The organism is Paenibacillus sp. CF095 (assembly GCF_900101225.1).
Taxonomy (GTDB): domain Bacteria; phylum Bacillota; class Bacilli; order Paenibacillales; family Paenibacillaceae; genus Paenibacillus.
Genome location: NZ_FMZN01000001.1, coordinates 3,244,797 through 3,268,601, shown reverse-complemented (window position 1 = coordinate 3,268,601; position 23,805 = coordinate 3,244,797). Strand labels below are relative to the sequence as shown.

21 protein-coding genes are annotated in these 23,805 nt (G+C 45.7%); 19 read left to right on the top strand and 2 right to left on the bottom strand.

What is annotated here, in order from left to right; all coding sequences use genetic code 11:
- Positions 1-92: 92 nt before the first annotated feature.
- The 3 genes from pyk (at position 93) to BLS69_RS14215 (ending at position 2,564) form a co-directional block, all read left to right on the top strand.
- Positions 93-1,520 carry a pyruvate kinase gene (pyk, locus tag BLS69_RS14225; protein WP_017689492.1) on the top strand — a complete coding sequence of 476 codons (1,428 nt, stop codon included), beginning with the start codon at positions 93-95 and terminating at the stop codon, positions 1,518-1,520.
- A gap of 131 nt (positions 1,521-1,651) precedes the next feature.
- Positions 1,652-2,158: an acyl-CoA thioesterase gene (locus BLS69_RS14220; RefSeq protein WP_256332299.1), complete on the top strand. Its 507-nt coding sequence runs from the start codon at positions 1,652-1,654 to the stop codon at positions 2,156-2,158.
- Between the two features lie 7 nt (positions 2,159-2,165).
- Positions 2,166-2,564: an FxsA family protein gene (locus BLS69_RS14215; RefSeq protein WP_091032551.1), complete on the top strand. Its 399-nt coding sequence runs from the start codon at positions 2,166-2,168 to the stop codon at positions 2,562-2,564.
- A 102-nt stretch (positions 2,565-2,666) separates the two neighbouring features.
- On the opposite strand, the gene ytvI is transcribed toward BLS69_RS14215, so the two are convergent.
- Entirely contained in the window at positions 2,667-3,785 is a 1,119-nt protein-coding gene (gene ytvI, locus BLS69_RS14210; RefSeq protein ID WP_091032547.1) for a sporulation integral membrane protein YtvI, read from the bottom strand.
- Positions 3,786-4,314: 529 nt separating this feature from the next.
- Between ytvI and citZ the strand changes: the two genes are divergently transcribed.
- The 4 genes from citZ (at position 4,315) to BLS69_RS14190 (ending at position 8,385) form a co-directional block, all read left to right on the top strand.
- The gene (citZ, locus tag BLS69_RS14205) at positions 4,315-5,427 is read left to right on the top strand and encodes a citrate synthase (RefSeq protein ID WP_091032543.1); all 1,113 of its coding nucleotides are present in this window, start codon (positions 4,315-4,317) and stop codon (positions 5,425-5,427) included.
- A 147-nt stretch (positions 5,428-5,574) separates the two neighbouring features.
- The gene (gene icd / locus BLS69_RS14200; RefSeq protein WP_076330335.1) at positions 5,575-6,867 is read left to right on the top strand and encodes an NADP-dependent isocitrate dehydrogenase; all 1,293 of its coding nucleotides are present in this window, start codon (positions 5,575-5,577) and stop codon (positions 6,865-6,867) included.
- A gap of 15 nt (positions 6,868-6,882) precedes the next feature.
- Positions 6,883-7,824: a malate dehydrogenase gene (gene mdh, locus BLS69_RS14195; protein WP_036609827.1), complete on the top strand. Its 942-nt coding sequence runs from the start codon at positions 6,883-6,885 to the stop codon at positions 7,822-7,824.
- Positions 7,825-7,959: 135 nt separating this feature from the next.
- Positions 7,960-8,385 (top strand): hypothetical protein, encoded by a 426-nt coding sequence (locus tag BLS69_RS14190; protein ID WP_017689485.1) that lies wholly within the window; start codon positions 7,960-7,962, stop codon positions 8,383-8,385.
- Positions 8,386-8,651: 266 nt separating this feature from the next.
- On the opposite strand, the gene BLS69_RS14185 is transcribed toward BLS69_RS14190, so the two are convergent.
- Complete coding sequence (locus BLS69_RS14185) at positions 8,652-10,211, bottom strand: histidine kinase N-terminal 7TM domain-containing diguanylate cyclase (RefSeq protein ID WP_091032540.1); 1,560 nt, start codon at positions 10,209-10,211, stop codon at positions 8,652-8,654.
- 390 nt (positions 10,212-10,601) lie between these two features.
- Here BLS69_RS14185 and BLS69_RS14180 point away from each other — a divergent pair, with 390 nt between their 5' ends.
- The 12 genes from BLS69_RS14180 (at position 10,602) to BLS69_RS14125 (ending at position 23,777) form a co-directional block, all read left to right on the top strand.
- The gene (locus tag BLS69_RS14180; protein ID WP_091032538.1) at positions 10,602-11,471 is read left to right on the top strand and encodes an SDR family oxidoreductase; all 870 of its coding nucleotides are present in this window, start codon (positions 10,602-10,604) and stop codon (positions 11,469-11,471) included.
- A gap of 293 nt (positions 11,472-11,764) precedes the next feature.
- Positions 11,765-12,112, top strand: a complete 348-nt coding sequence (locus tag BLS69_RS14175) for a cupin domain-containing protein (protein ID WP_091032535.1) — start codon at positions 11,765-11,767, stop codon at positions 12,110-12,112.
- A 43-nt stretch (positions 12,113-12,155) separates the two neighbouring features.
- Complete coding sequence (pnpS, locus tag BLS69_RS14170; protein WP_091032531.1) at positions 12,156-13,976, top strand: two-component system histidine kinase PnpS; 1,821 nt, start codon at positions 12,156-12,158, stop codon at positions 13,974-13,976.
- Between the two features lie 116 nt (positions 13,977-14,092).
- The gene (locus BLS69_RS14165; RefSeq protein ID WP_091032528.1) at positions 14,093-14,821 is read left to right on the top strand and encodes a response regulator transcription factor; all 729 of its coding nucleotides are present in this window, start codon (positions 14,093-14,095) and stop codon (positions 14,819-14,821) included.
- A gap of 152 nt (positions 14,822-14,973) precedes the next feature.
- A complete protein-coding gene (locus tag BLS69_RS14160) occupies positions 14,974-16,155 on the top strand; it encodes a methyl-accepting chemotaxis protein (protein ID WP_091032525.1) in 1,182 nt (393 codons plus the stop codon).
- Between the two features lie 227 nt (positions 16,156-16,382).
- Positions 16,383-17,138, top strand: coding sequence for a phosphate ABC transporter ATP-binding protein PstB (pstB, locus tag BLS69_RS14155; RefSeq protein WP_036609821.1), 756 nt, complete (start codon positions 16,383-16,385; stop codon positions 17,136-17,138).
- A gap of 63 nt (positions 17,139-17,201) precedes the next feature.
- A complete protein-coding gene (gene phoU / locus BLS69_RS14150) occupies positions 17,202-17,861 on the top strand; it encodes a phosphate signaling complex protein PhoU (protein WP_017689478.1) in 660 nt (219 codons plus the stop codon).
- 233 nt (positions 17,862-18,094) lie between these two features.
- Positions 18,095-20,749, top strand: coding sequence for a DNA polymerase I (polA, locus tag BLS69_RS14145; protein WP_091032522.1), 2,655 nt, complete (start codon positions 18,095-18,097; stop codon positions 20,747-20,749).
- A 118-nt stretch (positions 20,750-20,867) separates the two neighbouring features.
- Entirely contained in the window at positions 20,868-21,695 is an 828-nt protein-coding gene (mutM, locus tag BLS69_RS14140) for a DNA-formamidopyrimidine glycosylase (RefSeq protein WP_091032519.1), read from the top strand.
- A 142-nt stretch (positions 21,696-21,837) separates the two neighbouring features.
- Positions 21,838-22,611: a manganese efflux pump gene (locus tag BLS69_RS14135; protein WP_036670002.1), complete on the top strand. Its 774-nt coding sequence runs from the start codon at positions 21,838-21,840 to the stop codon at positions 22,609-22,611.
- A gap of 9 nt (positions 22,612-22,620) precedes the next feature.
- Complete coding sequence (gene coaE, locus BLS69_RS14130; RefSeq protein ID WP_091032517.1) at positions 22,621-23,217, top strand: dephospho-CoA kinase; 597 nt, start codon at positions 22,621-22,623, stop codon at positions 23,215-23,217.
- Positions 23,214-23,777 (top strand): lytic transglycosylase domain-containing protein, encoded by a 564-nt coding sequence (locus BLS69_RS14125; RefSeq protein ID WP_091032514.1) that lies wholly within the window; start codon positions 23,214-23,216, stop codon positions 23,775-23,777. The genes coaE and BLS69_RS14125 overlap by 4 nt, the downstream gene beginning before the upstream one ends.
- The last annotated feature ends 28 nt before the right edge of the window (positions 23,778-23,805 follow it).

The following is a 23,805-nucleotide window of genomic DNA, read 5'->3' as shown; positions in this document are numbered from 1 at the left end:
CTATACAAATGAGCAAAAGTATAGTAAATTTAATAGTTGGAAAAAGAAAAATAGATAAAGAGTAATACCTTTAAAATCGGAGGAAACCCAAAATGCGTAAAACGAAAATTGTATGTACCATTGGTCCATCCAGTGAATCTCTGGAGAATACCAAAAAATTGATTATGGCCGGTATGAATGTGGCCCGTCTGAACTTCTCCCACGGTGATTTCGATGAGCACGGCGGACGGATCATTGCGATTCGCCAAGCATGCGAAGAGTTAAACAAAACAGTAGCGATCCTGCTGGACACCAAAGGACCGGAAATTCGGACAGGTAAACTCGAAGTTGAACCGATCGAATTGGTTCAAGACGAGTACATCACTTTGACAACAGAAGAAATTCTGGGCACCAAAGAACGTCTTTCCATTACGTATACAGATCTTCCGAATGATGTTGAACCGGGATCTACAATTCTGATCGACGACGGTCTGATCGGACTGACTGTGGTGGAAGTGCAAGGCACCGAGATCAAATGCCGTATCGTTAACGGCGGATCGATCAAAAGCAAAAAAGGTGTTAACGTTCCGGGCGTTGCCATTTCTCTGCCGGGTATCACCGAAAAAGACGCTAACGATATCGTATTTGGTATCGAACAAGGTGTCGATTTCATCGCGGCTTCTTTTGTACGTAAAGCAAGTGACGTACTTGAGATTCGTGAATTGCTTGAAAAACACAATGCTGGACATATCCAAATCATCTCCAAAATCGAAAACCAACAAGGTGTCGATAACCTCGACGAAATCCTTGAAGTGTCTGACGGCCTGATGGTTGCTCGTGGAGACCTGGGTGTTGAGATTCCTGCGGAAGAAGTACCATTGGTACAAAAACGCATGATCCAAAAATGTAACGTTGCAGGTAAACCGGTTATCACAGCTACACAAATGCTGGATTCCATGCAACGTAACCCGCGTCCAACACGTGCGGAAGCAAGTGACGTGGCGAATGCGATCTTCGACGGTACGGACGCAATCATGTTGTCCGGTGAGACAGCTGCGGGTAAATACCCAGTTGAATCTGTTCTGACTATGTCCCGTATTGCTGAAAAAGCAGAATCGGCTCTGCCTTACCAAGAGTTGTACCTGAAACAACGTGTTGCTCAACAAACAACAGTTACAGAAGCAATCAGCCAATCGGTTGCTCTCCAAGCTCAAGATTTGAACGCAAAAGCGATCATTACTTCGACTGAATCAGGACATACTGCACGCATGATTTCCAAGTATCGTCCAGAATCTCCAATCATCGCTGTGACTACGGAAGATAGAACTTCCCGTCGTTTGGCTCTGGCTTGGGGTGTAACTCCTGTCAAAGGAAGACTGGTTGATTCCACGGATGCTTTGTTCGAAAATGCAATTGAAGGCGGCGTAAAATCCGGACTTGTTAAAGAAGGAGACCTGGTTGTGATCACAGCAGGTGTACCTTTGGGTCGTTCCGGTTCTACCAACCTGATTAAAGTAAGCCAAATTCCAAACAACGCTTAATAGCGTCTTGGATGGAGAAGCAACAGGAAAGAAGCAATGGGGCGTTCTTGTCCCGTTGCTTTTTTTCCATCTTATTGACACTTTACAACCATGTAACACGTATGAATGATAGAACGAAGGAGGCCGATAACGTGCGAGAACAGAGCAATGGTAACTGGTATGCGGCACGTCTTCGTGTACGCTATCAAGAAAGTGACCAGATGGGCGTGGTCTACCACGCGAACTATTTGAATTGGTTTGAAATCGGTCGAACCGAGATGATTCGCCAAATGGGGTATACATATCGTAAAATGGAGGAACAGGGGTTACTGCTTCCCGTAACCGGACTGGATGTGAAGTATCACAAGCCTGCCCGATATGATGATGAAATTATCATTTTCACCCGTATTGCTGCATTTAGTGGTCTGCGACTGAACTATGAGTATGACGTAAGACGCATGTCTGAAGAACCTGATGAGCATATGGCGATTGGAGAACGGGTATGGTCAGCTGATGAATCACTCCCCGGTGAACGGCTAGTTACAGGTTCTACCCAGCATGTATGGGTGAATGGGGACTGGAAGCCAGTTCGGCTGGATAAGGCAGCCTCTGAGCTATACAGCGCGCTTGAAAAGGTGTGGCTTTTGGGAAAGGGGTAATACGTCAATGCGAAAATGGATGTGGGCTTTACTCTTAATCATTCCGGTGATTGAATTATTTGGTTTTATTCTGATGAGTGACTGGATCGGAGCCGGAAAGACATTGCTTCTCATGATTCTCACGTCCTTGATTGGTATAGCAATGTTGCAGTTTGAAGGGCGAAAAGTACTTGTGGACGCCAGATCCGAGATGGAGCGTGGCAAGGTACCTGGAAGAAAAATGGTCGATGGTCTTTTTATTTTTGTCGGTGGTTTCCTGCTTTTGATTCCAGGTTTTGTAACGGATCTGATTGGGTTTACACTGGTATTTCCATTAACACGTCCGGTTTACCGTCTGTTCTTCCTGGGGTGGCTGGAGAAAAAAATGAAAAGTGGTAAAATTACGTTTTATCGCCGTCCGAAATGAAACACCAGTTGTTATGCATAATGGAAAAGGCTCCGCTCAGCAGATAATTTCTGTTGAACGAAGCCTTTTTCTATTTTTCCTGGGTGCTCATAAGATGATGCCTCATCGGACACGTCCGTTGATGATATACGTTCTAAGGTCGCGTAATACGTTAGCCCGATTGAACGCATCGAGAATCACGAGACTGACAGGGCCAATAATCAAGCCCAGAACACCGAACAACTTCAAACCCACAAACATGCCAACCAGCGTGGCAAGTGGGTCGAGCCCTACACTACTTGCAAGTACCTTCGGTTCAATAATCTGACGGGCGATCAATAAGATCAGATAGATAATACTAATGCCAATACCCAGATACAGATCCCCATTCATAAAGAGGTATGCTGCCCAAGGCACCATGACAAGGCCAACACCCAGATAAGGAAGCAGATCGACCAAACCAATCATCAGAGCGATGGTGAAGGCTGAATTGACTTGCAATATAAGCAGTCCAATCATGACGAATAGTGCTGTAATCGAGATCATGATCAATTGTGCTCTTACATACCCAAACAAAGCCTTTTTAAGGTCAGTCCATATGTCTGATATTGGCTTGCGAATGGAAGAAGGCACCCAGCCCGATACGGTAATGCCATGCCGGGTCCAGCTTTTGCTAATGAAGAATGTAGACAACAACACAACGATTAATACCGCGCCCATGTTAGGCAGGGAAGTCAGCAGACTCAGAATCATGTTGAAAAATCCGGTGACCAGATCGGTCACGGCTGTACCTACTGTTTCGGTAGTTTTACTAATATTGCTGTTAATAGTTTCCTGGTAGTTGGGATTTTCTTTGTAAAATTCATTGATCTGCGCAGTCAAACTTTGAATGGTGTCATTCTGGGTCCAGCGCACAAACGTGTCCTTAATCTCATCAACATGAAGATCAAAGCTTGTCGTAAGTGAAATGACTTCTTTCACCATGCGGGTAATCGCCGCAGACAACACCACTGCAATGGCTCCAAAATAAAGGATCAATGAAAGAGTCACAGCCAGCCAGCGCGGGAATCGTGCTCGATGCTGAAGCAGTTTCACTAATGGATTCATGGCATAAGCGATAATCCAGGCAATCGCAAAAGGGTACAAAAGCGGGAACAGCAAGTATATGGCAACGGCGATCAGAACGGCCGCAATGATAACCCATAAGCCGCGGAGCAGGCGTTTCATTATAATTCTATCCAAGCATCAACTCTCCTTATTTCAATTAAGCCGACCTATGTATATCTGTGAAGCAGTATTAGAAATAGATGGCTATCTTAATTAATATAGAGCATTTACAAGGTTTTGAAACGCCGGGATGTTACCAGATCTTGTTCAGAAGCGGACTTTTGAACAAGATCTACGGGGATTCTTTCTTTTGCCTAGAGTATGCCTTAGTATTACAGAATATAGCAATAGAAAGTTCCTCATACGACAGGATTGGTTAAAAAACATTAAATGTCAACCTTGTTTTTGTAAAGGCTTTCAAAAATGCTTTATCAGTCCGATAAAGAAGTTTGATGTGCGAATGAACTCTCATCATGTTCACATAAACGACAAAATCCAGTATGATGTTATAAGTAAATACCGATTGACAGATAGGAAAACCGCAGTTTGAAATATTTGTTAATTTTAAAATGAAAATGTTTACAAAAAGAGAATAGGTGCATTTTGGCACTTATATGACACTCTGGAATGGTTCCTGATTTCGCTTATTAAAGGAGAGATGTATATGACAGCTACCAAAGGTCTGGAAGGCATCGTTGCAACAACCTCTTCGATCAGTTCTATTGTAGACGGTGTGCTCACATACCGTGGTTACGATATCGACGATTTGGCTGAACATGCTAGCTTTGAAGAAGTTGCCTATTTGTTGTGGTTTGGTAAATTGCCAACAACAGATGAACTGAAATCCCTTCGTAAAAGCCTGAGCGATTACGCGCCGATTCCGAGCGAGTTGATTGCACAAATCCAATTGTATCCGAAAAACGTCAGTACCATGGCAGCACTTCGTTCCGCGATCTCTGCACTTGCACTGTACGACGAGCAAGCGGATGAGATGACAACGGAAGCAAATGAGAACAAAGCCGTTAAGTTGCAAGCACAGTTGCCAACGATTGTGGCAGCCATCGCCCGTATCCGTCAGGGCAAAGAACCTGTGGCTCCAAAAGAAGGCGCTTCCATCGCAGAGAACTTTTTATATATGATGACTGGTGAAGAACCATCCGAGACCGCAGTAAAAGCATTGGACCAAGCGCTTGTCCTGCATGCGGATCACGAGTTAAACGCTTCGACATTTGCAGCCCGTGTAACGGTTGCTACGCTGTCGGATATCTATTCCGGTGTAACTTCCGCCATTGGCGCACTGAAGGGGCCACTGCATGGCGGTGCTAATGAAGCCGTTATGAAAATGTTGAATGAGATTGGCACGCCTGATCGTCTGGAAGCGGCTATTCAGGAAAAACTGAACAACCGTGAAAAGATCATGGGCTTTGGACATCGCGTATACAAAAACGGTGATCCACGCGCCAAACATTTACAGAAGATGTCCAAGGAACTTGGCGAGATGAACAATGATACGCGCTTGTATGAGATGTCTGTGAAGATCGAGGAACTGGTAACAGGACAAAAAGGACTGAAGCCTAACGTAGACTTCTATTCTGCTTCTGTATATACCCAACTGGAGATCGAACAGGAATTGTTTACTCCGATCTTTGCCATCAGCCGGGTGTCTGGATGGACTGCGCATATTCTGGAACAACTTGCGGACAATCGCATCATTCGTCCACGTGCGGAGTACACTGGCCCTACAGAACAGAAATACGTTTCTATTGAACTTCGCTAATAGCCGCAAAAACAGTATAATAATATAGACGAGGTGAAGGGTTGGAAAGCAGAGGCGTTACTGGCTTAAGCTCTCAGGACCCTTCTCTCAACAAGACTAGTGGTATGATGAATACTGCATATACGAAACCTAGGAGGAATTTTAACTATGAAATTAGAAAAATTTGCTCACCCAACTGAAGGCGAAAAAATCCAAATTGATAACGGTACACTTCAAGTACCTAGTAATCCAATCATTCCATTTATCGAAGGTGACGGTACAGGCCGTGATATCTGGAAAGCTTCCAAACGTGTATTGGATGCAGCTGTTGAAAAAGCTTATGATGGCAACAAAAAAATCGCATGGTATGAAGTGTTTGCTGGACAAAAAGCATTCGATACATACGGTGAGTGGTTGCCGAATGATACACTGGAAGCCATTCGTGAGTATATCGTAGCGATCAAAGGCCCATTGACTACGCCAATCGGTGGCGGTATCCGTTCCCTGAACGTTGCCCTGCGTCAAGAGCTTGACCTGTACACATGCTTGCGTCCTGTTCGTTATTTCGACGGTGTACCTTCTCCGGTTAAACGTCCTGAGCTGGTAGACATGGTCATTTTCCGTGAGAATACGGAAGATATCTATGCAGGAATCGAGTATGCTGAAGGTTCTGAAGAAGTGAAAAAAGTGATCCAATTCCTGCAACAGGAGATGGGTGCTAACAAAATCCGTTTCCCTGAGACTTCCGGTATTGGTATCAAACCAGTTTCTTCCGAAGGTTCGAAACGTTTGGTACGTGCAGCAATTCAATACGCAATTGATCACAATCGTAAGAGTGTTACATTGGTACACAAAGGTAATATCATGAAATTTACCGAAGGTGCCTTCAAAAACTGGGGATACGAAGTGGCTGAAGAAGAGTTCGCTGACAAAGTATTCACTTGGGCACAATATGACATCATCAAAGATAACGAAGGTACAGATGCAGCGAATGCAGCACAAAAAGCCGCTGAAGATGCTGGTAAAATCATCGTAAAAGATGCGATTGCCGATATCGCTTTGCAACAAGTATTGACTCGTCCAGGCGAATTTGATGTTATCGCAACATTGAACCTGAACGGTGACTATCTGTCCGATGCACTTGCAGCGCAAGTTGGCGGAATTGGTATCGCTCCTGGAGCGAACATCAACTACGTAACAGGACATGCTATCTTCGAAGCAACTCACGGTACTGCACCTAAATACGCGGACAAAGATGTCGTGAACCCTGGTTCTGTTATTCTGTCCGGAGTAATGTTGCTTGAGCACTTGGGATGGCAAGAAGCAGCTAACCTGATCTACAAAGGTATGGAAACATCCATTAACAATAAAACAGTAACGTATGACTTTGCACGTCTGATGGACGGCGCTACTGAAGTGAAATGTTCTGAATTCGCGGATCAAATCATTAAAAACCTGTAAGGGGAGATGTGAATCTTGACTATTCAGCGCAAAAAAATCACAGTAGTCGGCGCCGGTTTTACCGGTGCTACGACCGCATTAATGCTTGCCCAAAAAGAGCTCGGGGATGTTGTGCTGGTTGATATTCCTCAACTGGAGAACCCGACGAAGGGGAAAGCACTCGATATGATGGAAGCAAGTCCTGTTCAAGGATTTGACAGTCATATCGTCGGTACTTCCAACTACGAAGATACTGCAGGTTCTGAGATTGTAATTATCACGGCTGGTATCGCCCGTAAACCGGGTATGAGCCGCGACGATCTGGTCAATACGAATGCGGGTATTGTGAAGTCCGTTTGTGAAAATGTGAAAAAATATTGCCCTGATTCCATCGTCATTATTCTAAGCAACCCGGTGGATGCGATGACTTATGCTGCTTATCAGACCCTTGGTTTTCCTAAAAACCGTGTTATCGGTCAGTCAGGTGTTCTGGATACAGCACGTTATTGTACCTTCATTGCGCAAGAGTTGAACGTATCTGTGGAAGATGTTCGTGGATTCGTTCTTGGCGGCCACGGAGACGATATGGTACCCCTCGTTCGTTATTCGAGCGTGGGAGGTATTCCGATCGATACGCTGATTCCGGCAGACCGGATTGAATCTATCGTGCAGCGCACACGTGTAGGTGGTGGTGAGATTGTGAATTTGCTGGGTAATGGCAGTGCCTATTATGCACCAGCAGCTTCACTTGTTCAGATGACCGAAGCGATTTTGAAGGACAAGAAACGTATCATTCCAGTGATCGCTTATCTTGAAGGTGAATATGGCTATAATGATCTGTTCCTCGGTGTACCAACCATTTTGGGTGGTAACGGCATTGAGAAAATATTCGAACTTGACCTGACTGCAGAAGAAAAAGCAGGATTGGATAAATCTGCTGATTCGGTTCGCAACGTCATTTCGGTAGTAAACCTGTAAGTTTGAAAACTTTTTGAACAGAAGCTAAAAGAAAACCTCCGGTAAACCCGGAGGTTTTCTTTTCTTTGGATAAGTTCCCCAGTATAATGGGATGTGATGTATAGCACACCGAAAATGTTGAGGAGGATGAAAATTTTGACAATGATTATGTATTTGCTCCATATTGTTGGAGCACTGGCGATGGGATTCTATTTGATTCTGCCATTTGTGGTCGGTAAAATCCGTACCTTGAATGCTGCAGCACAAGAGGGAGCCTTTGCATCGCTTCGTTCTTTGAACAAAGTCGCGCAGTATGGACTTGTAATCCAACTTCTTACTGGTGGTTACTTGATGACCAAAGGTGAGTATTCTCATGTCTGGATGGCTGTCGTTGTTGTTCTGCTCTTGGCTATTGCGGCTATTGGAGGAATTATGGGTAAACCGCTCCGACTCGCTGCAGAAGGTGTGAAAAACAAGCGTGATGTGGGTCCTGAGCAAAGCAAGATCCGTATGTTCAGTACACTTCTGGCTGTATTCTTGCTAATCATGGTGTACCTGATGGTGAATAATCAGGTGATCTAAGTGCTTTGTGGACGGTTAATCCACCCTACAAAGATGTATTGTTAGTCGTTGGTTAAGCGTTTGCAGACGGAATTAGGACAAGCCGGATGATATGTAAGATGGTGTTTCGTTGAAACAAATGAAAATAGACAGCCTCATTGGCTGTCTATTTTTTGTTATTACCAAGATGATGAAATTAGCAGTCCTCGGTTTATTTGAACTGGAACTAGAGTGATCACTATCATACATAACAACATGCATACTCCATCAGACACGGTCTACATTGGTTAGGTTGTACTCACAGTATACGCATGAACTGCATTTCGACCATTACGCTTGGATTCGTACAAGGCAGTATCAGCGTCGCGTAACAAGGACTCCAGCGAATCGGAACCTCCATTGTACTGGGCAATACCAAAGCTTGAGGTCAGCGTAATAGGCACTCCCTTAACATCCAGTGGATCATTCAACAAGGCAACTCTCAGTTGTTCGGCAAGTTTCTCGGCTTCTTGAAGCGAGGTATTCGGAAGAGCGATGACAAACTCTTCTCCTCCATAACGGGCAAATAACATCTCAGGGCTTAAATATCGATTACAAACGGAGACCACATGAATGATGGCCTGATCGCCAACATCATGCCCGTACGTATCGTTGATGCGTTTAAAGTGATCAATATCAAATAAAATAAATGAAACAGGTTGCGGATTAAGCTGAGCTTCACTCAAAATCTCCCGTCCTCTATGCAAAAATTGAGTGCGATTATAGATTTTGGTCAGACCATCGAAATAAGCCAGTTGTTTCAGCTGTTCTTGCAAGAAGCGTTGTTCCGTTATATCGATTAACATAATTAGACTGCCCACAGTCTGTGCATCCTTGTTATACACGTAAGATGTCCTGACCTGATAACAAACGGTCTCTCCATTTAACTGCCAGTACAGATCTGTTTGCAATCCTTCCCTGCCGTATTCAACGGGAAACGTCTTTCCAGCAAGATTAAGCCAGATATCATCCAAGGGTTGGCCAATCATGGTTGTATTAAGCTCTGGCAACATGTCACGCAGAGATCTGTTGTAATCGACCAGTCGATTGAAACTATCCAGTACAATAACACCTTCACGCATGCTCTCGAAAATACTGTCTTTGGCGATGGGGACGATGGTCAGTAGACGAGAGGATAGGATGGCCCAGATATACATGGCAGATGTGATACACATGAGTACGGGTACGGGGTCCATTCCGCCAGGAGTCAAACCAAGCAAGTACAGAAAAGCTGCGACCATAGGAATAATCTGTGAAGTAATCAGAGTAAGTAATTGACGACGATACATCTTCTTGGTGTGTCTCCATTGTCCAATTAGAATGAGACAGGCACATAACAGACAGGAGAAGGTGAATGCACCGTGCACAACATACCATTGACCCACTGCGATATCCATCAGAGGAACGGGACTATCTTCTCTCAGCCATACTTTTTTATAAAAAAGATGATGAAAGTCATTGGTTGCAACCATACATAGTGTAATGGAAGGGATTACAAACAATGCGGCAGTTACCTTTTTGGATAACGTTTTTCCTGTGTACTTTATCATCAACATGAGGCCAAGAGAAGCGGAGAAGGGCATGCCTATATACTCCACGGTGGTCCAAAACTTCATCTGCTCCAGCGTGTTGCTGGCCAGCTCAATTGCATAACCAAAAGTGTATATGGAGAGTGCTGCTGTGTAGAGAATGAATATACTGGAACTGGGGATCTCGGATCTTCTGAAATAGGTATATAAACACAAAAAGACATTCAGCACGGCTGAAGTGGCTACGAGTGTTATATATGAATTAATATGCGATTCCATTGTCAGGTCTCCATGTTAGGTTAGGATGATTAAACCAGTAAAAAATGAAAGTTAAAGCACATCAGTATACTGTACATTGTACATCAGCCTAAGCAGCATAGGAATACACTTTGTATCATGAAACAGTCTAATTTCGAATAAATTTCGAATTTTGGCTAAACACGTATTGAAGCAAATCGATTGTTTGATGTCCAAAGATCGTGGTAAATAACGATTAGAGACAGCGCGCTGAGGCTTGAGTTGCTGTTGATCGCAGAAGAATAATCTGGACTGTTACTGCCATCCTACAGAATGAGACTTTTTTCAGAGAACGAAAGACAAGGAAGTGTGCAGTTATGTCCATGTCTTCTGTAATCCAAATATGTTCACATTTTGAGAGGAGAATGTTAGATGTCAACTACACCACAAAATCAAAAAACAATGCCGGCACAGCACCAGGATCAACGCCCCGGAATCGAATCAGAGATGCATCCCAGACCGGAATTTGAGAAGCCTGAATACAAGGCAGCAGGTAAACTGACGGGTAAGGTGGCGCTTATTACAGGGGGTGACAGCGGAATTGGACGTGCTGTTGCTGTTACGTATGCCAAGGAAGGCGCGGATATCGCCATTGTATACCTGAGCGAGCACGAAGATGCCAAAGAAACGAAGCGTCAGGTCGAACAGGAAGGACGCAAGTGCATCTTGATTGCAGGTGACATTGGTGATGATGCCTTTGCGAAGAAATCGGTTCAGCAGACAGTAGATGAACTGGGCAAACTGGACATTGTCGTGAATAACGCAGCAGAACAGCATCCACAGCAGAATCTGGAGGATATTACGCCAGAACAGCTGGAGCGTACATTCCGCACCAATATCTTTGGCATGTTCTATGTGACGCAGGCAGCCCTGCCACATCTGAAGAAGGGCAGTACGATTATTAATACAACCTCCATCACAGCCTATCGCGGCAGCCCGACCCTGCTTGACTATTCATCTACCAAAGGAGCAATCACTTCGTTCACTCGTTCGCTATCGATGAATGTGATTGAGAAGGGAATTCGTGTTAATGCCGTTGCACCAGGGCCGATCTGGACACCACTCATTCCATCTACATTTGATGAGAAAAAAGTAAGTGAGTTCGGCGCAACACAGCCAATGAAGCGGCCAGGACAACCGGATGAACTGGCTCCCGCCTATGTATATCTAGCTTCAGATGATTCTTCGTATGTAAGCGGACAGGTGATACATGTGAATGGCGGCGAAGTGGTGAACGGATAATACGTTAAGAACATTTAGACTCAGGATAAGATTGATTATATAAAGAGGCGTATCGCTTTCAGCATGGCTGAGCGGTGCGTCTTTTTTATATCAGGTGAATATGTATGTCAAAGATGCGGTTTAGCACCTGTTTACAAAAGTCGGCATCTCTGTTGATACAACTATGATATTTTATTATTAGCCTTGTCTGACTGCAGTTGAATAGCGTATTGCACAGTATTGACTAAAAGATTGGGAGTCCCCTAATCTGTGATATGATAGATCGAGCAATTATACTCGGAGGGACAAGTCATATGAAAATGAGCAAACAGAATGCAGCACATTATATATGGGGTGCACAGTGCGACGGTTGGCATCTCGTTCAAAATGAAACACTGAGCATTATTCATGAACGCATGCCCGCAGGAACGGCTGAAATACGACATTATCATTCGGTAAGCCGTCAGTTTTTTTTCATCCTCAGCGGTGAAGCATGTATGGAACTTAATGGAGAAACGTTTGTGCTGGAAACCCATGAAGGAATAGAAATTGCACCCGGGATGCCGCATCAGATGATGAATCGGAGCAACGAAGAAGTGGAGTTTCTTGTAATTTCCAATCCGGGTACCCGTGGGGACCGAATTGAACTGGATTCAATGTAGAGCAATTCATTAGATATTATTCTGATCATAAAGGAAGAGATAGATGAGACCGTTCCGAATTCGCCTTGCCATCATTATGATGGTGCTGATCGGCGTATCCGTCATTGTGGCTGGATATACGATGGGCAGAGTGTTTAAGACTACGCATATAGCCGCATTGGAGCAAACCATGGTGCGCGAGATTAATTTGCTCAAAGCAACTTTTCCATTCCATGATGCAAGTGATCCAACCTCGGAAGCCACACGAAAGTATTATTCAGATCGGGCGCTGGAACTGGATCGTCTGACGGATTCCCGTGTAACCTTCATCAATAAAGACGGCATGGTCATTGGAGATTCAGAGAGTGATCCGGCATCCATGGATAATCACTTGAACCGTGAGGAGATTAAGGGTGCCGTCGGAGATGGATACGGGCAATCCATACGTTACAGTGAGACATTGGGACAGGACATGCTGTATGTAGCACTACCTGTGAATTCGGATCAAAGTGACATGATTGAAATACCTAGCGGCAAATTCGATGGCTACATTCGCCTTTCCATGAGTCTGCATGCGGTTGATCAGGGTCTTCAGCGTGGTTGGATGATTATGTTTGCTGCACTAGGGCTATTGTTCTTAATTGTCGCATTTGTCAGTTATCGGGTTGCACGCGGATTAACCTCCCCGATTGAGCATATTACAAAAGTTGCCCATCGGATCACCAAGCTGGAATACGATGCGAGAGTTGATGTAACGCGAAGAGATGAGATCGGACAGCTGGGGCTTGCGATAAACGGAATGGCAGACAGCTTGCAGTCCCAACTGAAGACGATTCGTGACAATGAAGCGTTGCTACAGAGTGTCCTCGCGAACATGACCGGAGGAATTGTCATGATCGACGCAGGGCAATCCATTGCACTGGTCAATCGGGAAGCGGAGCGTATGCTTGGTATTCAGGCACGAAAAGTTACGGGTAAGCCTTATACTGAATTGAAAAGACACTACGAATTAACACGTACCATTGAAGAGAGTGTTGCCCTGAAAGAACGGATGCATGAAGAAGTGAGTGTGTTTAACCCGGAGGAAAAACTGATCCGTCTTGATGGAGTACCGATGTCCGAAGATGATGGCGGGTATCGAGGCATGTTGTTCCTGTTGCAGGACGTGACGGCGATTCGCCGATTGGAGTCAATGCGCAGTGAGTTTGTTGCAAATGTCTCTCATGAGCTCAAGACACCAGTTGCTGCGGTCAAAGGGTTTGCCGAAACGTTGCTCAGTGGCGGGGTACAGGATAAGGAGACAGAGCGATCATTCCTGAAAATCATCTATGATGAAGGAGATCGACTTAACCGATTAATTGGGGATATTCTGGAGTTATCCAAAATTGAATCGAAACGCGCACCGCTGCAATGCTCACCTGTTCATGTACACTCTTTCTTCGAAATGGTACTGGGCACCTTGTCCAAGGTGGCGGAGAAAAAGCAAATTCGTCTGGAAATGCATGTTCCGGAGGAACTGTACATTGAAGCGGATGAGGACAAGATGAAGCAGATATTCATCAATCTGTTATCCAACGGAATCAATTATACCCCCGATGGTGGGCGAGTGAAGTTACAGGTGACGATGGATAACGATGATGAAGTCATCTTTGCGGTGTCAGATACAGGAATTGGCATACCGAAAAAAGATTTGCCGCGAATCTTCGAACGGTTCTATCGTGTTGATAAAGGCAGATCCCGTAATTCAGGGGGCACAGGCCTTGGACTTTCCATCGTAAAACATCTGGTGGAACTGCATCATGGCAAATTGTCTGTAGAGAGTGAACTGGGCATGGGGACAACGTTCCGTGTGATCCTTCCATTCATTCAAGACGAAGAGATGTAGGCGTCTGGTATCAAAATGTAAAAAGTGTGTATTGTTTTACACCGCGTTAACAAATTAGTGCTATGATAGAAAAAGTGTTGTGGCAACAGACAACCTATGAAGAGAGAAGGGGTATCATGGCACAGCGTTTACTGGTTATTGAAGATGAACCTACATTATCAAGATTACTCACGTATAACCTGACACAGGAAGGTTACGACGTTACGGCAGAGGATCACGGATCTGCAGGATATGATCGGGCCTTGTCCCAGGAATTTGATCTCATTTTGCTGGATCTGATGCTTCCGGGTATGAATGGTCTGGACATTCTGAACAAGTTAAGAATACAGGGTGTCAGTACACCTGTTATCATTCTGACGGCCAAAAATGGTGAAGCCGAGGTTGTACAGGGACTGAAATCGGGTGCCGATGATTATATTACCAAACCGTTTGGTGTATCAGAGTTATTAGCCCGAGTGGATGCGGTATTAAGACGTTATTCCAATGGCGAAGATTTACCACAGCTTGAGGACAAAGATGGCTCACGAATTATTCTGGGAGAGCTGGAGATCTATCCATTGAAATATGAAGTGACACTGGGTGGACAATCCATCAGTCTGCGTCCAAAAGAGTTCGAAGTACTGCTATATTTGGCCAAAAAGCCGGGTGTGGTACTGACAAGGGATGATCTGATGAACGCTGTGTGGGGCTTCGATTATATTGGAGGTCAACGAACGGTGGACGTACACGTCAGCTCATTACGTAAAAAGCTGGAGCTGGACCCGGAATCAGTTCACATTGATTCCATTCGTGGTGTAGGTTATAAATTGGTTGTCAAAAGAAAAACTCCCCATCATTCAAGTTAACAATGATCGGGGAGTTTTATTTTACGTTTGTTTAACATAAAGGAGGATTTTACTTTACGTAGAGGGAGTAGCATGGACTTATCTGGGTGATACTTTATACCTACATAATCTATCTCAAGACGGAGCTAATACGTAAAGGAGATTGCGCATTTATGCCCATGTTGCTCGAAGTGAAACCTGACCAGCCTCATGTTGTTTTACATAATGAAGAATTAATAACATCCGAAATGAAGCAGAGTGAAGAAACGGTTGTTGCTGAAGAACCTGTAATCCATTTGCATGACTATTATCGTCAGGTACCCGTAGCAGGGGTCCATACGACCTGTGGAGAAGCTGCCACGATGATGAATCAGGATCAGGAGCACCCATGTATTGTTTTGTGTGATGAGCAGATGAAACCGACCGGATTGTTAATGCGAGAGACGTTATATCGGATGTTAAATGGCCGTTTTGCCGCAGATTTATTCTACCGTAAGCCGGTCATACAAGTAGTGAATACATCTCCCGTTATAGCAGATATTCATATGGAAGCCTCAACGATTATTGATATCGCACTTGGACGGAATGAACAGCATTTTTACGATTGTCTGCTGGTTACGGACCAAGGCAGACTGCTTGGTGTGCTGACGATGCGTGACGTAATGTCGCTCTCCCGCAGATTGCAACAGGCTTCTTCAGCAGAACGGGTACGTACGGTGTCCGAGAGCAGACAGGAGATATCCAGAATCAACGATGCGGTCACCAAGCTGGTGCATGCAGCGAATCAGACCGTTTATGAGGCCCGTGAGATCATGGCATTGTCCAAGCAGGGCGAAGAGAGTTTGAAACACGTTGATGCTTCCTATAACCGGGTACATCAGCATATGGAGAGTCAAGGACAACATGCGGATCACATGCTGAATTCGATCAAAACAGGCTCAGGCATGGCACAATCCATTCGCTCCCTGGCAGATCAGAGTGGTCTCCTCGCCCTGAATGCTTCCATCGAAGCAGCTCATGCCGGTGAATATGGACGAGGTTTTCAGATTGTTGCAGGCGAGATCCGAGCGCTCGCAAAACAGACACGTGAGGTTGCGGGGAACATGTCTTCATTGCTAGAGAATATTGGTGGATTGACCCTTCAGACTGTTGAACTGGTTAAGGCAAGCGGAGCGGAGATTGACGACAGTTCGGTGCATGTCACCGCAGGGGGAGCAACGTTCCGACAACTGAACAGTGCAGTGAGAGATTTGTCTCGTATAGCAGAGGAGATCGCCATGGAAGGCGGGAAAGCTGGAGAAGTCGCAGAGCACATTCGTACGAAGCTGGATGAGATGGTTTCGAATGGTGAGTAATATAAGGTAGTCAATAAAGCAGGCATCAGCAATCAGATTGATCCATCAAGCAGATCATGAAGGTTAAGGATGTCTTTTTTACATTCCGTTAACATGAAAGTGATACTGTTTTTACAATGAAAGGGTAGGATATTAAAGATGGCCGAGCAGCGATGAAAGATTATCAGCATCGGTCTCAACGTAAAGGGAGTTTCCGTGTCCCTGCAGCGAAGGAGAAGTGAACATCCATGAAGGACCTCATTCACATTGAAAATCTTAATTTATACTATGATACGCATCACGCGCTTAAAAATATATCGATGGATCTGCCGGAAAAAACCGTTACTGCGTTCATCGGGCCGTCAGGTTGTGGTAAATCGACATTGCTTCGCACGTTAAACCGGATGAATGACATGATTCCGGGTGTTCGTGTGGAAGGACAGGTTATGCTGAATGGCTCTGACATTTACAGTAATGAGATTGAAGTGGAGACACTGCGCAAACGAGTTGGTATGGTGTTCCAACAACCGAATCCTTTTCCAAAATCCATATACGATAACGTGGCTTATGGGCCGCGCTTGCACGGGGTAACCCAAAAGGCTGAACTGGATCAGTTGGTGGAACAAAGTCTTGTCCATGCTGCCCTGTGGGATGAAGTGAAGGATGTATTAAAAAAGTCGGCACTTAGTTTGTCCGGCGGACAACAACAGCGTCTCTGTATTGCACGGGCGCTGGCTGTACAGCCTGACGTTCTGCTGATGGATGAAGCAACGTCTGCACTCGACCCGATCTCCACATTGAAGATTGAGGAACTGGTGAAGGAATTGCATCACAAGTACACGATCGTTATGGTTACGCACAATATGCACCAGGCGGCACGGGTATCTGGACGCACGGTATTTTTCCTGAATGGTGAAGTGGTGGAGGCAGCTGATACGGAGACGTTATTCTCCACACCGCAAGATTCCCGGACCGAGGATTATATATCTGGAAGGTTCGGTTAAGCGAGCTGAATTGGAATGATCCCGGCATACCCGGAGATGATGGATAAGGAGGACATGAAATCTATGATTCGCAGAAAAGAATTTGATCAGGAGCTCGAAGAGCTGCGTACCTTGCTCAAACAAATGGGTGAACATGTAGGAGCAGCATTGGATGGTGCTATTGAGAGTTTACAAACGATGAACGCGGAGAAAGCTCAGGTCATCATCAAGAATGATGCGAATCTGAATGCCCTTGAAGACAAAATTATGGAACTTGGCTCCAAACTGATCATCACACAACAGCCGGTGGCGAAGGATCTCAGACGAATTATCGTGGCATTCAAAATCTCCAGTGATCTGGAGCGTATGGGAGATCTTGCGCTCGACGTGGCAAAGGTGACACTCCGAATGGATGGACAGAAGCTGATTAAACCTCTGGTGGATATCCCGCAAATGGCAGAAATCGTGAAATCCATGATCGATGAATCCATCGAATCTTTCCTGAAAGAAAACACAGACCTGGCCTACAAAATGGCTCAGACTGACGATCAGGTCGATCAACTGTACAGTCACATGATCAGTGATCTCTATACGTTAATGACAGAGCATCCTAATCAGGCTTCACAGGCTATGCTGCTGATGATGGTTGGACGTTACATTGAACGTATTGGCGATCATGCCACCAACATTGGTGAGAGCACGGTATACCTGGTGACAGGTAAACGTCCAGATCTGAATCAATAGAAGAGTATTGATTTGGAATTGGGGAATCAGTACTGATTAAGTAATGCAATCATATGAATGGAAAAGGACTTTCTCTCAGGTAGGCTGTGTACAGCTGTCTGTGGAGAAGGTTCTTTTTTGCGATTAAATGTGAAGTGAAAGAGGCTATTCTTTTTGATGTGACAGGTGGGTATGGTATCATGAGAGTAGATGTAATTTGAAGAGGTTGACCATATAATACGCGAGGTGCTGGAATGGACAAGTTTATTCTCATAGATGGAAATAGCATTATTTACAGGGCGTTTTTTGCAATGCCGCCTCTGACCAACTCGAAAGGTCTGCATACCAATGCGGTATATGGCTTCACTACGATGCTGCTGAGACTGCTTGAAGAGCATAAGCCTACACATGTTATGGTTGCATTTGATGCAGGCAAGATCACGTTCCGTCACGAAGGGTATCAGGAATACAAGGGCGGTCGGGAGAAAACTCCACCAGAGCTGTCAGAGCAATTCCCATTGCTCAAAGAACTGCTGAAAGGACTTGGCATCGCTCAGTTTGAGCTGGCTGGATTTGAAGCGGATGACATCATCGGAACATTAACCAAACGCGCAGATGAAGCGGGCAGACAGGTGCTTGTTGTATCGGGTGACAAAGATATGCTGCAGCTTGCTTCCGAAAATGTACATATCGGGCTGACGCGTAAAGGGGTAACCGATATTGAGCTGTATGATCCTGCTCAGATTAAAGAGCGTTATGGTCTGACGCCGCTGCAAATCATTGATCTCAAAGGTCTGATGGGCGATGCGTCCGATAACATTCCGGGGATTCCCGGAGTTGGAGAGAAGACAGCGTTGAAACTGTTGCACCAGTTCGGATCGGTAGAAGATGTGCTGAACGGCACAAGTGAGCTGAAAGGCAAGATGAAAGAAAAGATCGAGACCCATGCCGAAGATGCCCGGATGAGCAAACAACTCGCGACGATTCACCGGGAAGTTCCGCTGGAGCAGACGTGGGAGGATATGCAATTCGCTGGATTAAAAGAAGAACATGCTGGCCCTGCACTAGCTAAGCTGGAATTCAAATCCTTGCTCGAACGCCTGTCGTTCAGTGGCAGCATTGGTTCTGAACAGGAAGCGGTCCCTGCTGCCGAAGTTGAATCCTCCATTGCAACAGAGGACAACATCAGTGAGCTGTTCAGTTCCCTGGATTCCATTGATGTCCTCCACGTGGAGACACATGGGGATAACCCGCACCAAGCGAAATTGATTGGACTAGCTCTAGGTTCCGCTGGAACGTATACGTTCATATCTCCCGAATTGCTTCATTCCGAGGCTGCGGCTCCAGTGCGGGCGTGGCTTGGTAATTCAGACCAGCCGAAGCGCGGTTATGATCTTCATCGTGTAGACCTGGCCCTGCATGCACATGGCATTGAATTCGCTGGTGCGTCATTTGATGTACAACTGGCGGCCTATTTGCTTGATCCAACGGAATCCAACCAGACGATTAGTGGACTCACGACCAAGTATGGTCTGCCGTCGCTCGTAGAGGATGACACGGTTATGGGCAAGGGGGCCAAGTACAAGGTGCCGGAAGTAGAGATCTTGGGTGATTTCCTGTGCCGCAAAGCCGCTGCTGTCGCAGCCATTATTCCACTTCAGGAGCAGGTGCTGGAAACGGATGAGATGAATTCGCTGTTCCATGAACTGGAGATGCCGTTGTCACGCATATTGGCGGACATGGAGAAACAGGGCATCAAGGCCAATACGGCAGATCTACAGGCTTTGGGCAGTGAGTTTGAAGAACAGATCAGCAGGTTGATGGCTGAGATCTACAAGCTGTCAGGAACGGAATTTAATCTGAATTCACCAAAGCAACTGGGTGAGATTTTATTTGATAGATTGGGCTTGCCAGTGGTGAAGAAAACCAAAACGGGTTACTCCACAGATGCTGAAGTATTAGAGAAATTGGCCCCTTATAATGATGTGGTCAAGCATATTCTGCAATATCGTCAGCTTGCCAAGCTGCAATCCACTTATGTGGAAGGATTACTCAAAGAGATTTCCGATCGCGATGGCAAAGTGCACACGTATTACCGTCAGACCATTGCTGCAACGGGACGACTTAGCAGTCAATTCCCGAACTTGCAGAACATTCCGATTCGGATGGAGGAAGGTCGCAAAATCCGGAAGGTATTTGTTCCTTCGGAACCCGGATGGTCCATTTTGGCAGCAGACTATTCCCAGATTGAACTGCGTGTACTGGCACACATTTCGGACGATGAGCGCTTGAAGGAAGCATTTGTCAATGATATGGATATTCATACAAAGACCGCTTCGGATGTATTCGGCGTGAAGCCTGAGGATGTGGATGGGGATATGCGTCGTTCCGCCAAGGCAGTAAACTTTGGTATCGTGTATGGAATAAGTGATTATGGTTTATCCCAGAACCTGCACATCACACGTAAAGAGGCCGCGCAGTTTATTGACCAGTATTTTGAAGTATTCCAGGGTGTCCGTCGATATATGGATGACATTGTGAAGGAAGCTCGCCAGGATGGTTACGTCAAAACGCTGTTGGAACGACGTCGCTACCTGCCAGAGATTAACGCCAGTAACTTCAATCTGCGTTCCTTCGCAGAGCGTACCGCGATGAATACACCGATTCAGGGAACAGCGGCTGATATCATCAAGCTGGCCATGGTACAGATGGATGAAGCGCTGCGGGAACGCAAGCTGAAGAGCCGTATGTTGCTTCAGGTGCACGATGAACTTGTATTCGAAGTGCCTGCGGATGAATTGGAACTGATGAAAGAGTTAGTCCCTTCTGTTATGGAAAAAGCATTGGAACTGTCGGTTCCGCTAAAAGCAGAAGTCAGCTTTGGTGATAACTGGTACGAAGCGAAATAAATCAAGTGCCGCGCGGTTTTTCCGGTATTTTACAAAAGGACTTTCCATGTTTGAGATATAAGAAAAGGGTCCCGCTGAGCGCCATCTTCCGTTATAATATAGGGGAGGTGAGAACATCATGCCGGAATTACCGGAAGTCGAAACAGTCAGAAGAACATTGAATCAACTTATTGTGGGCAAAACGATTGATCATGTTACCGTTAGCTTGCCGCGGATTATTCAGCGGCCGGACGACATAGATGCATTTGCAATGGAACTCGCGGGACATACCGTCATTGGGGTGGAGCGCCGCGGCAAGTTTTTGCGTATTTTGCTGGACGGGCTGGTGCTTGTCTCCCATCTGCGGATGGAAGGAAGGTACGGTGTGTACGAGCAGCATGAAGATGTGGAGAAACATACACATGTGATCTTCCATTTTAATGATGGTACGGAATTGCGTTATAAGGATGTGCGTCAGTTCGGTACGATGCATCTGTTTAATGCAGGTGAGGAACTGGTGTCCAAACCTTTGCTGAAGCTGGGACTGGAGCCGCTTGAACCAGCCTTTACGGTAACTGCATTCCGCGAGGCGGTTGGCAAGCGGACAACCAAAATCAAGGCTGTACTTTTAAATCAGGCATATGTGGTTGGTATCGGGAATATTTATGTGGACGAGGCTCTATTTCGCGCAGGTATCCATCCCGAGACCATCGCCAAGACACTGACCGAAGCTCAGTTAACGGTGCTCCATGAAGCGATTGTAGCTACGTTGCAAGATGCAGTGAATGCAGGGGGATCTTCCATCAAGTCCTATGTGAATGGACAGGGTGAGATGGGGATGTTCCAGCATCAACTGAAAATCTATGGACGCAAATCAGAACCTTGTACAACATGTGGTACGTTAATTGAAAAAACGGTGGTTGGTGGCCGTGGCACGCATTTTTGTCCGAACTGTCAGCTGCTGTAACATGAACTGAATGAACGAAATGATGAAATCATAGCACCCTTGGATTCCTCCCTCCATATACTGATATGGCAGAAATAAGCGGGCGTATACCCATACTGGCATCTTCAGTTGGCACGAGTACCGCACAGAGGAGGAGTCCGGGGTGCTGCATCATTTTATTTCATTGCTGGCGCTTGCTTTGGCGCTTAGTTTAGATGGTTTTGGAGTCGGGATTACATATGGGTTACGGAGGACTAAGATTCCCCTGTTATCTATCGCTGTTATTTCGATCTGTTCAGGATTGGTTATTGCCTTGTCGATGCAAGTAGGTGTGTTGTTGTCCCATGTGGTGTCACCGGATATCGCTTCGATCGTGGGAGCCGTTATATTGATAGGTATTGGTGCGTGGTCACTGTTGCAACTAATTCGAAAGCAAGGCAAAGAACAGCTGGAAACAGACACTGGAATGGGTGAGGCAGCAGAAGCAAAGGTAACTGGAGTGGGAGAAGCACAAGAGAGACTGTCGGATTCAAAGGGCAGGAATCAGGTGCTCGCACTGGATCTGGAGCAGTCGGCTTCAAATGGATCACTGGAACGAATGGTATTTACACTGGAGCTGCGCAAGCTGGGCGTTGTCATTCAGATCCTTCGCAGTCCCTCTAAGGCGGATATGGATAACTCGGGGAGTATTTCTGCTCAAGAAGCGATGTGGCTAGGTATTGCCCTGTCTCTGGATGCGTTTGGAGCAGGATTGGGAGCGGCACTTCTGGGATTCCCTACACTATGGACAGCACTCATTATTGCACTGTTTAGTGGGGCGTTTCTGTCACTCGGCATGAAGGTGGGATTGCGATTCTCAGCTCTGCGCTGGATGCGAAGACTGTCTGTATTGCCAGCGCTATTGTTAATGATTATGGGAATAATGAAGTTGTTATGAGGTGAAACGATGAATATAGGCTTAACCGGCGGGATCGCGACAGGCAAAAGCAGTGTTTCCGCCTATCTCGCCAGTAAGGGAGCGTTGCTCATCGATGCAGACGTTATTGCCCGGGAAGTTATGATGCCCGGGCATCCCGTGTTGGCCGCCGCTGTTAAGCGGTTTGGACAAGCCATACTGAACGAAGATGGAACACTGGATCGGAAAAAGCTCGGAAGCATTGTTTTTCAACAACCAGAGGAACGAAAGGCACTGGAGGCTATTACACATCCGGCGATTCGAAGAGAGATGCGCGAACGGGCTGCTGCATACGAATTGCAACATCCGGATAAACTTGTGGTGTCAGATATTCCTTTGCTCTATGAATCAGGTCTGGAAGATGGTTTCGAGGAAGTCATGGTTGTATATGTTCCAAGGTCGATCCAACGAGATCGCTTGATGAGTCGGGATGGAATGACTGCAGCACAGGCTGAGGCACGAATGGATGTTCAGATGGATATTGAGCGCAAAAAACAGCTGGCAGACATTGTCATTGATAACAGCGGCTTATGGTCTGCGACGGAGCAGCAAATTGACTCATATCTACAGCGTAAGGGTTTGTTATGAGAGTATTACGCAAGAAACGTGTACTGCTGTTGATGTTTGTGTCCTTTGTACTGGTATTATTTCTGAATACAAACTGGATGGCATGGTTCTATCCCATTCATTATAAGGAAGAGATTCGTACCCAATCTCAGAGCTATGAGGTTGATCCGTTTCTGATTGCTTCCATTATCAAGGTGGAGACCAATTTCAAGACAAGCAAGGAATCCAAACGAGGAGCCATTGGGCTCATGCAACTGATGCCAGACACGGCCAACTGGATACTGGAACAAGCCAAAATTCCCGACACTTCGCTGGAGGAATTAAAGCACGAGCCTGAACGCAATATTCAGTTAGGTACATGGTATCTGCGAAATCTGTCCGATCAATTCGATGGCAATGAAGCAGTTATGATCGCTGCCTATAATGCGGGTCCAGGCAAAGTGAACAGTTGGCTTAGAGATGGTGTATGGGATGGCTCGTTTGATACGGTGAAAGATATTCCGTTTGGTGAAACGCGTCACTATGTACAAAGAGTCATTTACTATTATAATCAGTATGTAAAGATCTATAATACGTTCTAAGTATATAAGTAGAAGCACAGAGCAGGCC

Excerpts from the sequence above, each read along its gene's own strand:
- pyk (WP_017689492.1), top strand. The coding sequence starts at position 93 with ATGCGTAAAACGAAAATTGTATGTACCATTGGTCCATCCAGTGAATCT.
- BLS69_RS14215 (WP_091032551.1), top strand. The coding sequence starts at position 2,166 with ATGCGAAAATGGATGTGGGCTTTACTCTTAATCATTCCGGTGATTGAA.
- citZ (WP_091032543.1), top strand. The coding sequence starts at position 4,315 with ATGACAGCTACCAAAGGTCTGGAAGGCATCGTTGCAACAACCTCTTCG.
- icd (WP_076330335.1), top strand. The coding sequence starts at position 5,575 with ATGAAATTAGAAAAATTTGCTCACCCAACTGAAGGCGAAAAAATCCAA.
- BLS69_RS14185 (WP_091032540.1), bottom strand. The coding sequence starts at position 10,211 with ATGGAATCGCATATTAATTCATATATAACACTCGTAGCCACTTCAGCC.
- BLS69_RS14180 (WP_091032538.1), top strand. The coding sequence starts at position 10,602 with ATGTCAACTACACCACAAAATCAAAAAACAATGCCGGCACAGCACCAG.
- BLS69_RS14175 (WP_091032535.1), top strand. The coding sequence starts at position 11,765 with ATGAAAATGAGCAAACAGAATGCAGCACATTATATATGGGGTGCACAG.
- pnpS (WP_091032531.1), top strand. The coding sequence starts at position 12,156 with ATGAGACCGTTCCGAATTCGCCTTGCCATCATTATGATGGTGCTGATC.
- BLS69_RS14165 (WP_091032528.1), top strand. The coding sequence starts at position 14,093 with ATGGCACAGCGTTTACTGGTTATTGAAGATGAACCTACATTATCAAGA.
- BLS69_RS14160 (WP_091032525.1), top strand. The coding sequence starts at position 14,974 with ATGCCCATGTTGCTCGAAGTGAAACCTGACCAGCCTCATGTTGTTTTA.
- pstB (WP_036609821.1), top strand. The coding sequence starts at position 16,383 with ATGAAGGACCTCATTCACATTGAAAATCTTAATTTATACTATGATACG.
- phoU (WP_017689478.1), top strand. The coding sequence starts at position 17,202 with ATGATTCGCAGAAAAGAATTTGATCAGGAGCTCGAAGAGCTGCGTACC.
- polA (WP_091032522.1), top strand. The coding sequence starts at position 18,095 with ATGGACAAGTTTATTCTCATAGATGGAAATAGCATTATTTACAGGGCG.
- mutM (WP_091032519.1), top strand. The coding sequence starts at position 20,868 with ATGCCGGAATTACCGGAAGTCGAAACAGTCAGAAGAACATTGAATCAA.
- coaE (WP_091032517.1), top strand. The coding sequence starts at position 22,621 with ATGAATATAGGCTTAACCGGCGGGATCGCGACAGGCAAAAGCAGTGTT.
- BLS69_RS14125 (WP_091032514.1), top strand. The coding sequence starts at position 23,214 with ATGAGAGTATTACGCAAGAAACGTGTACTGCTGTTGATGTTTGTGTCC.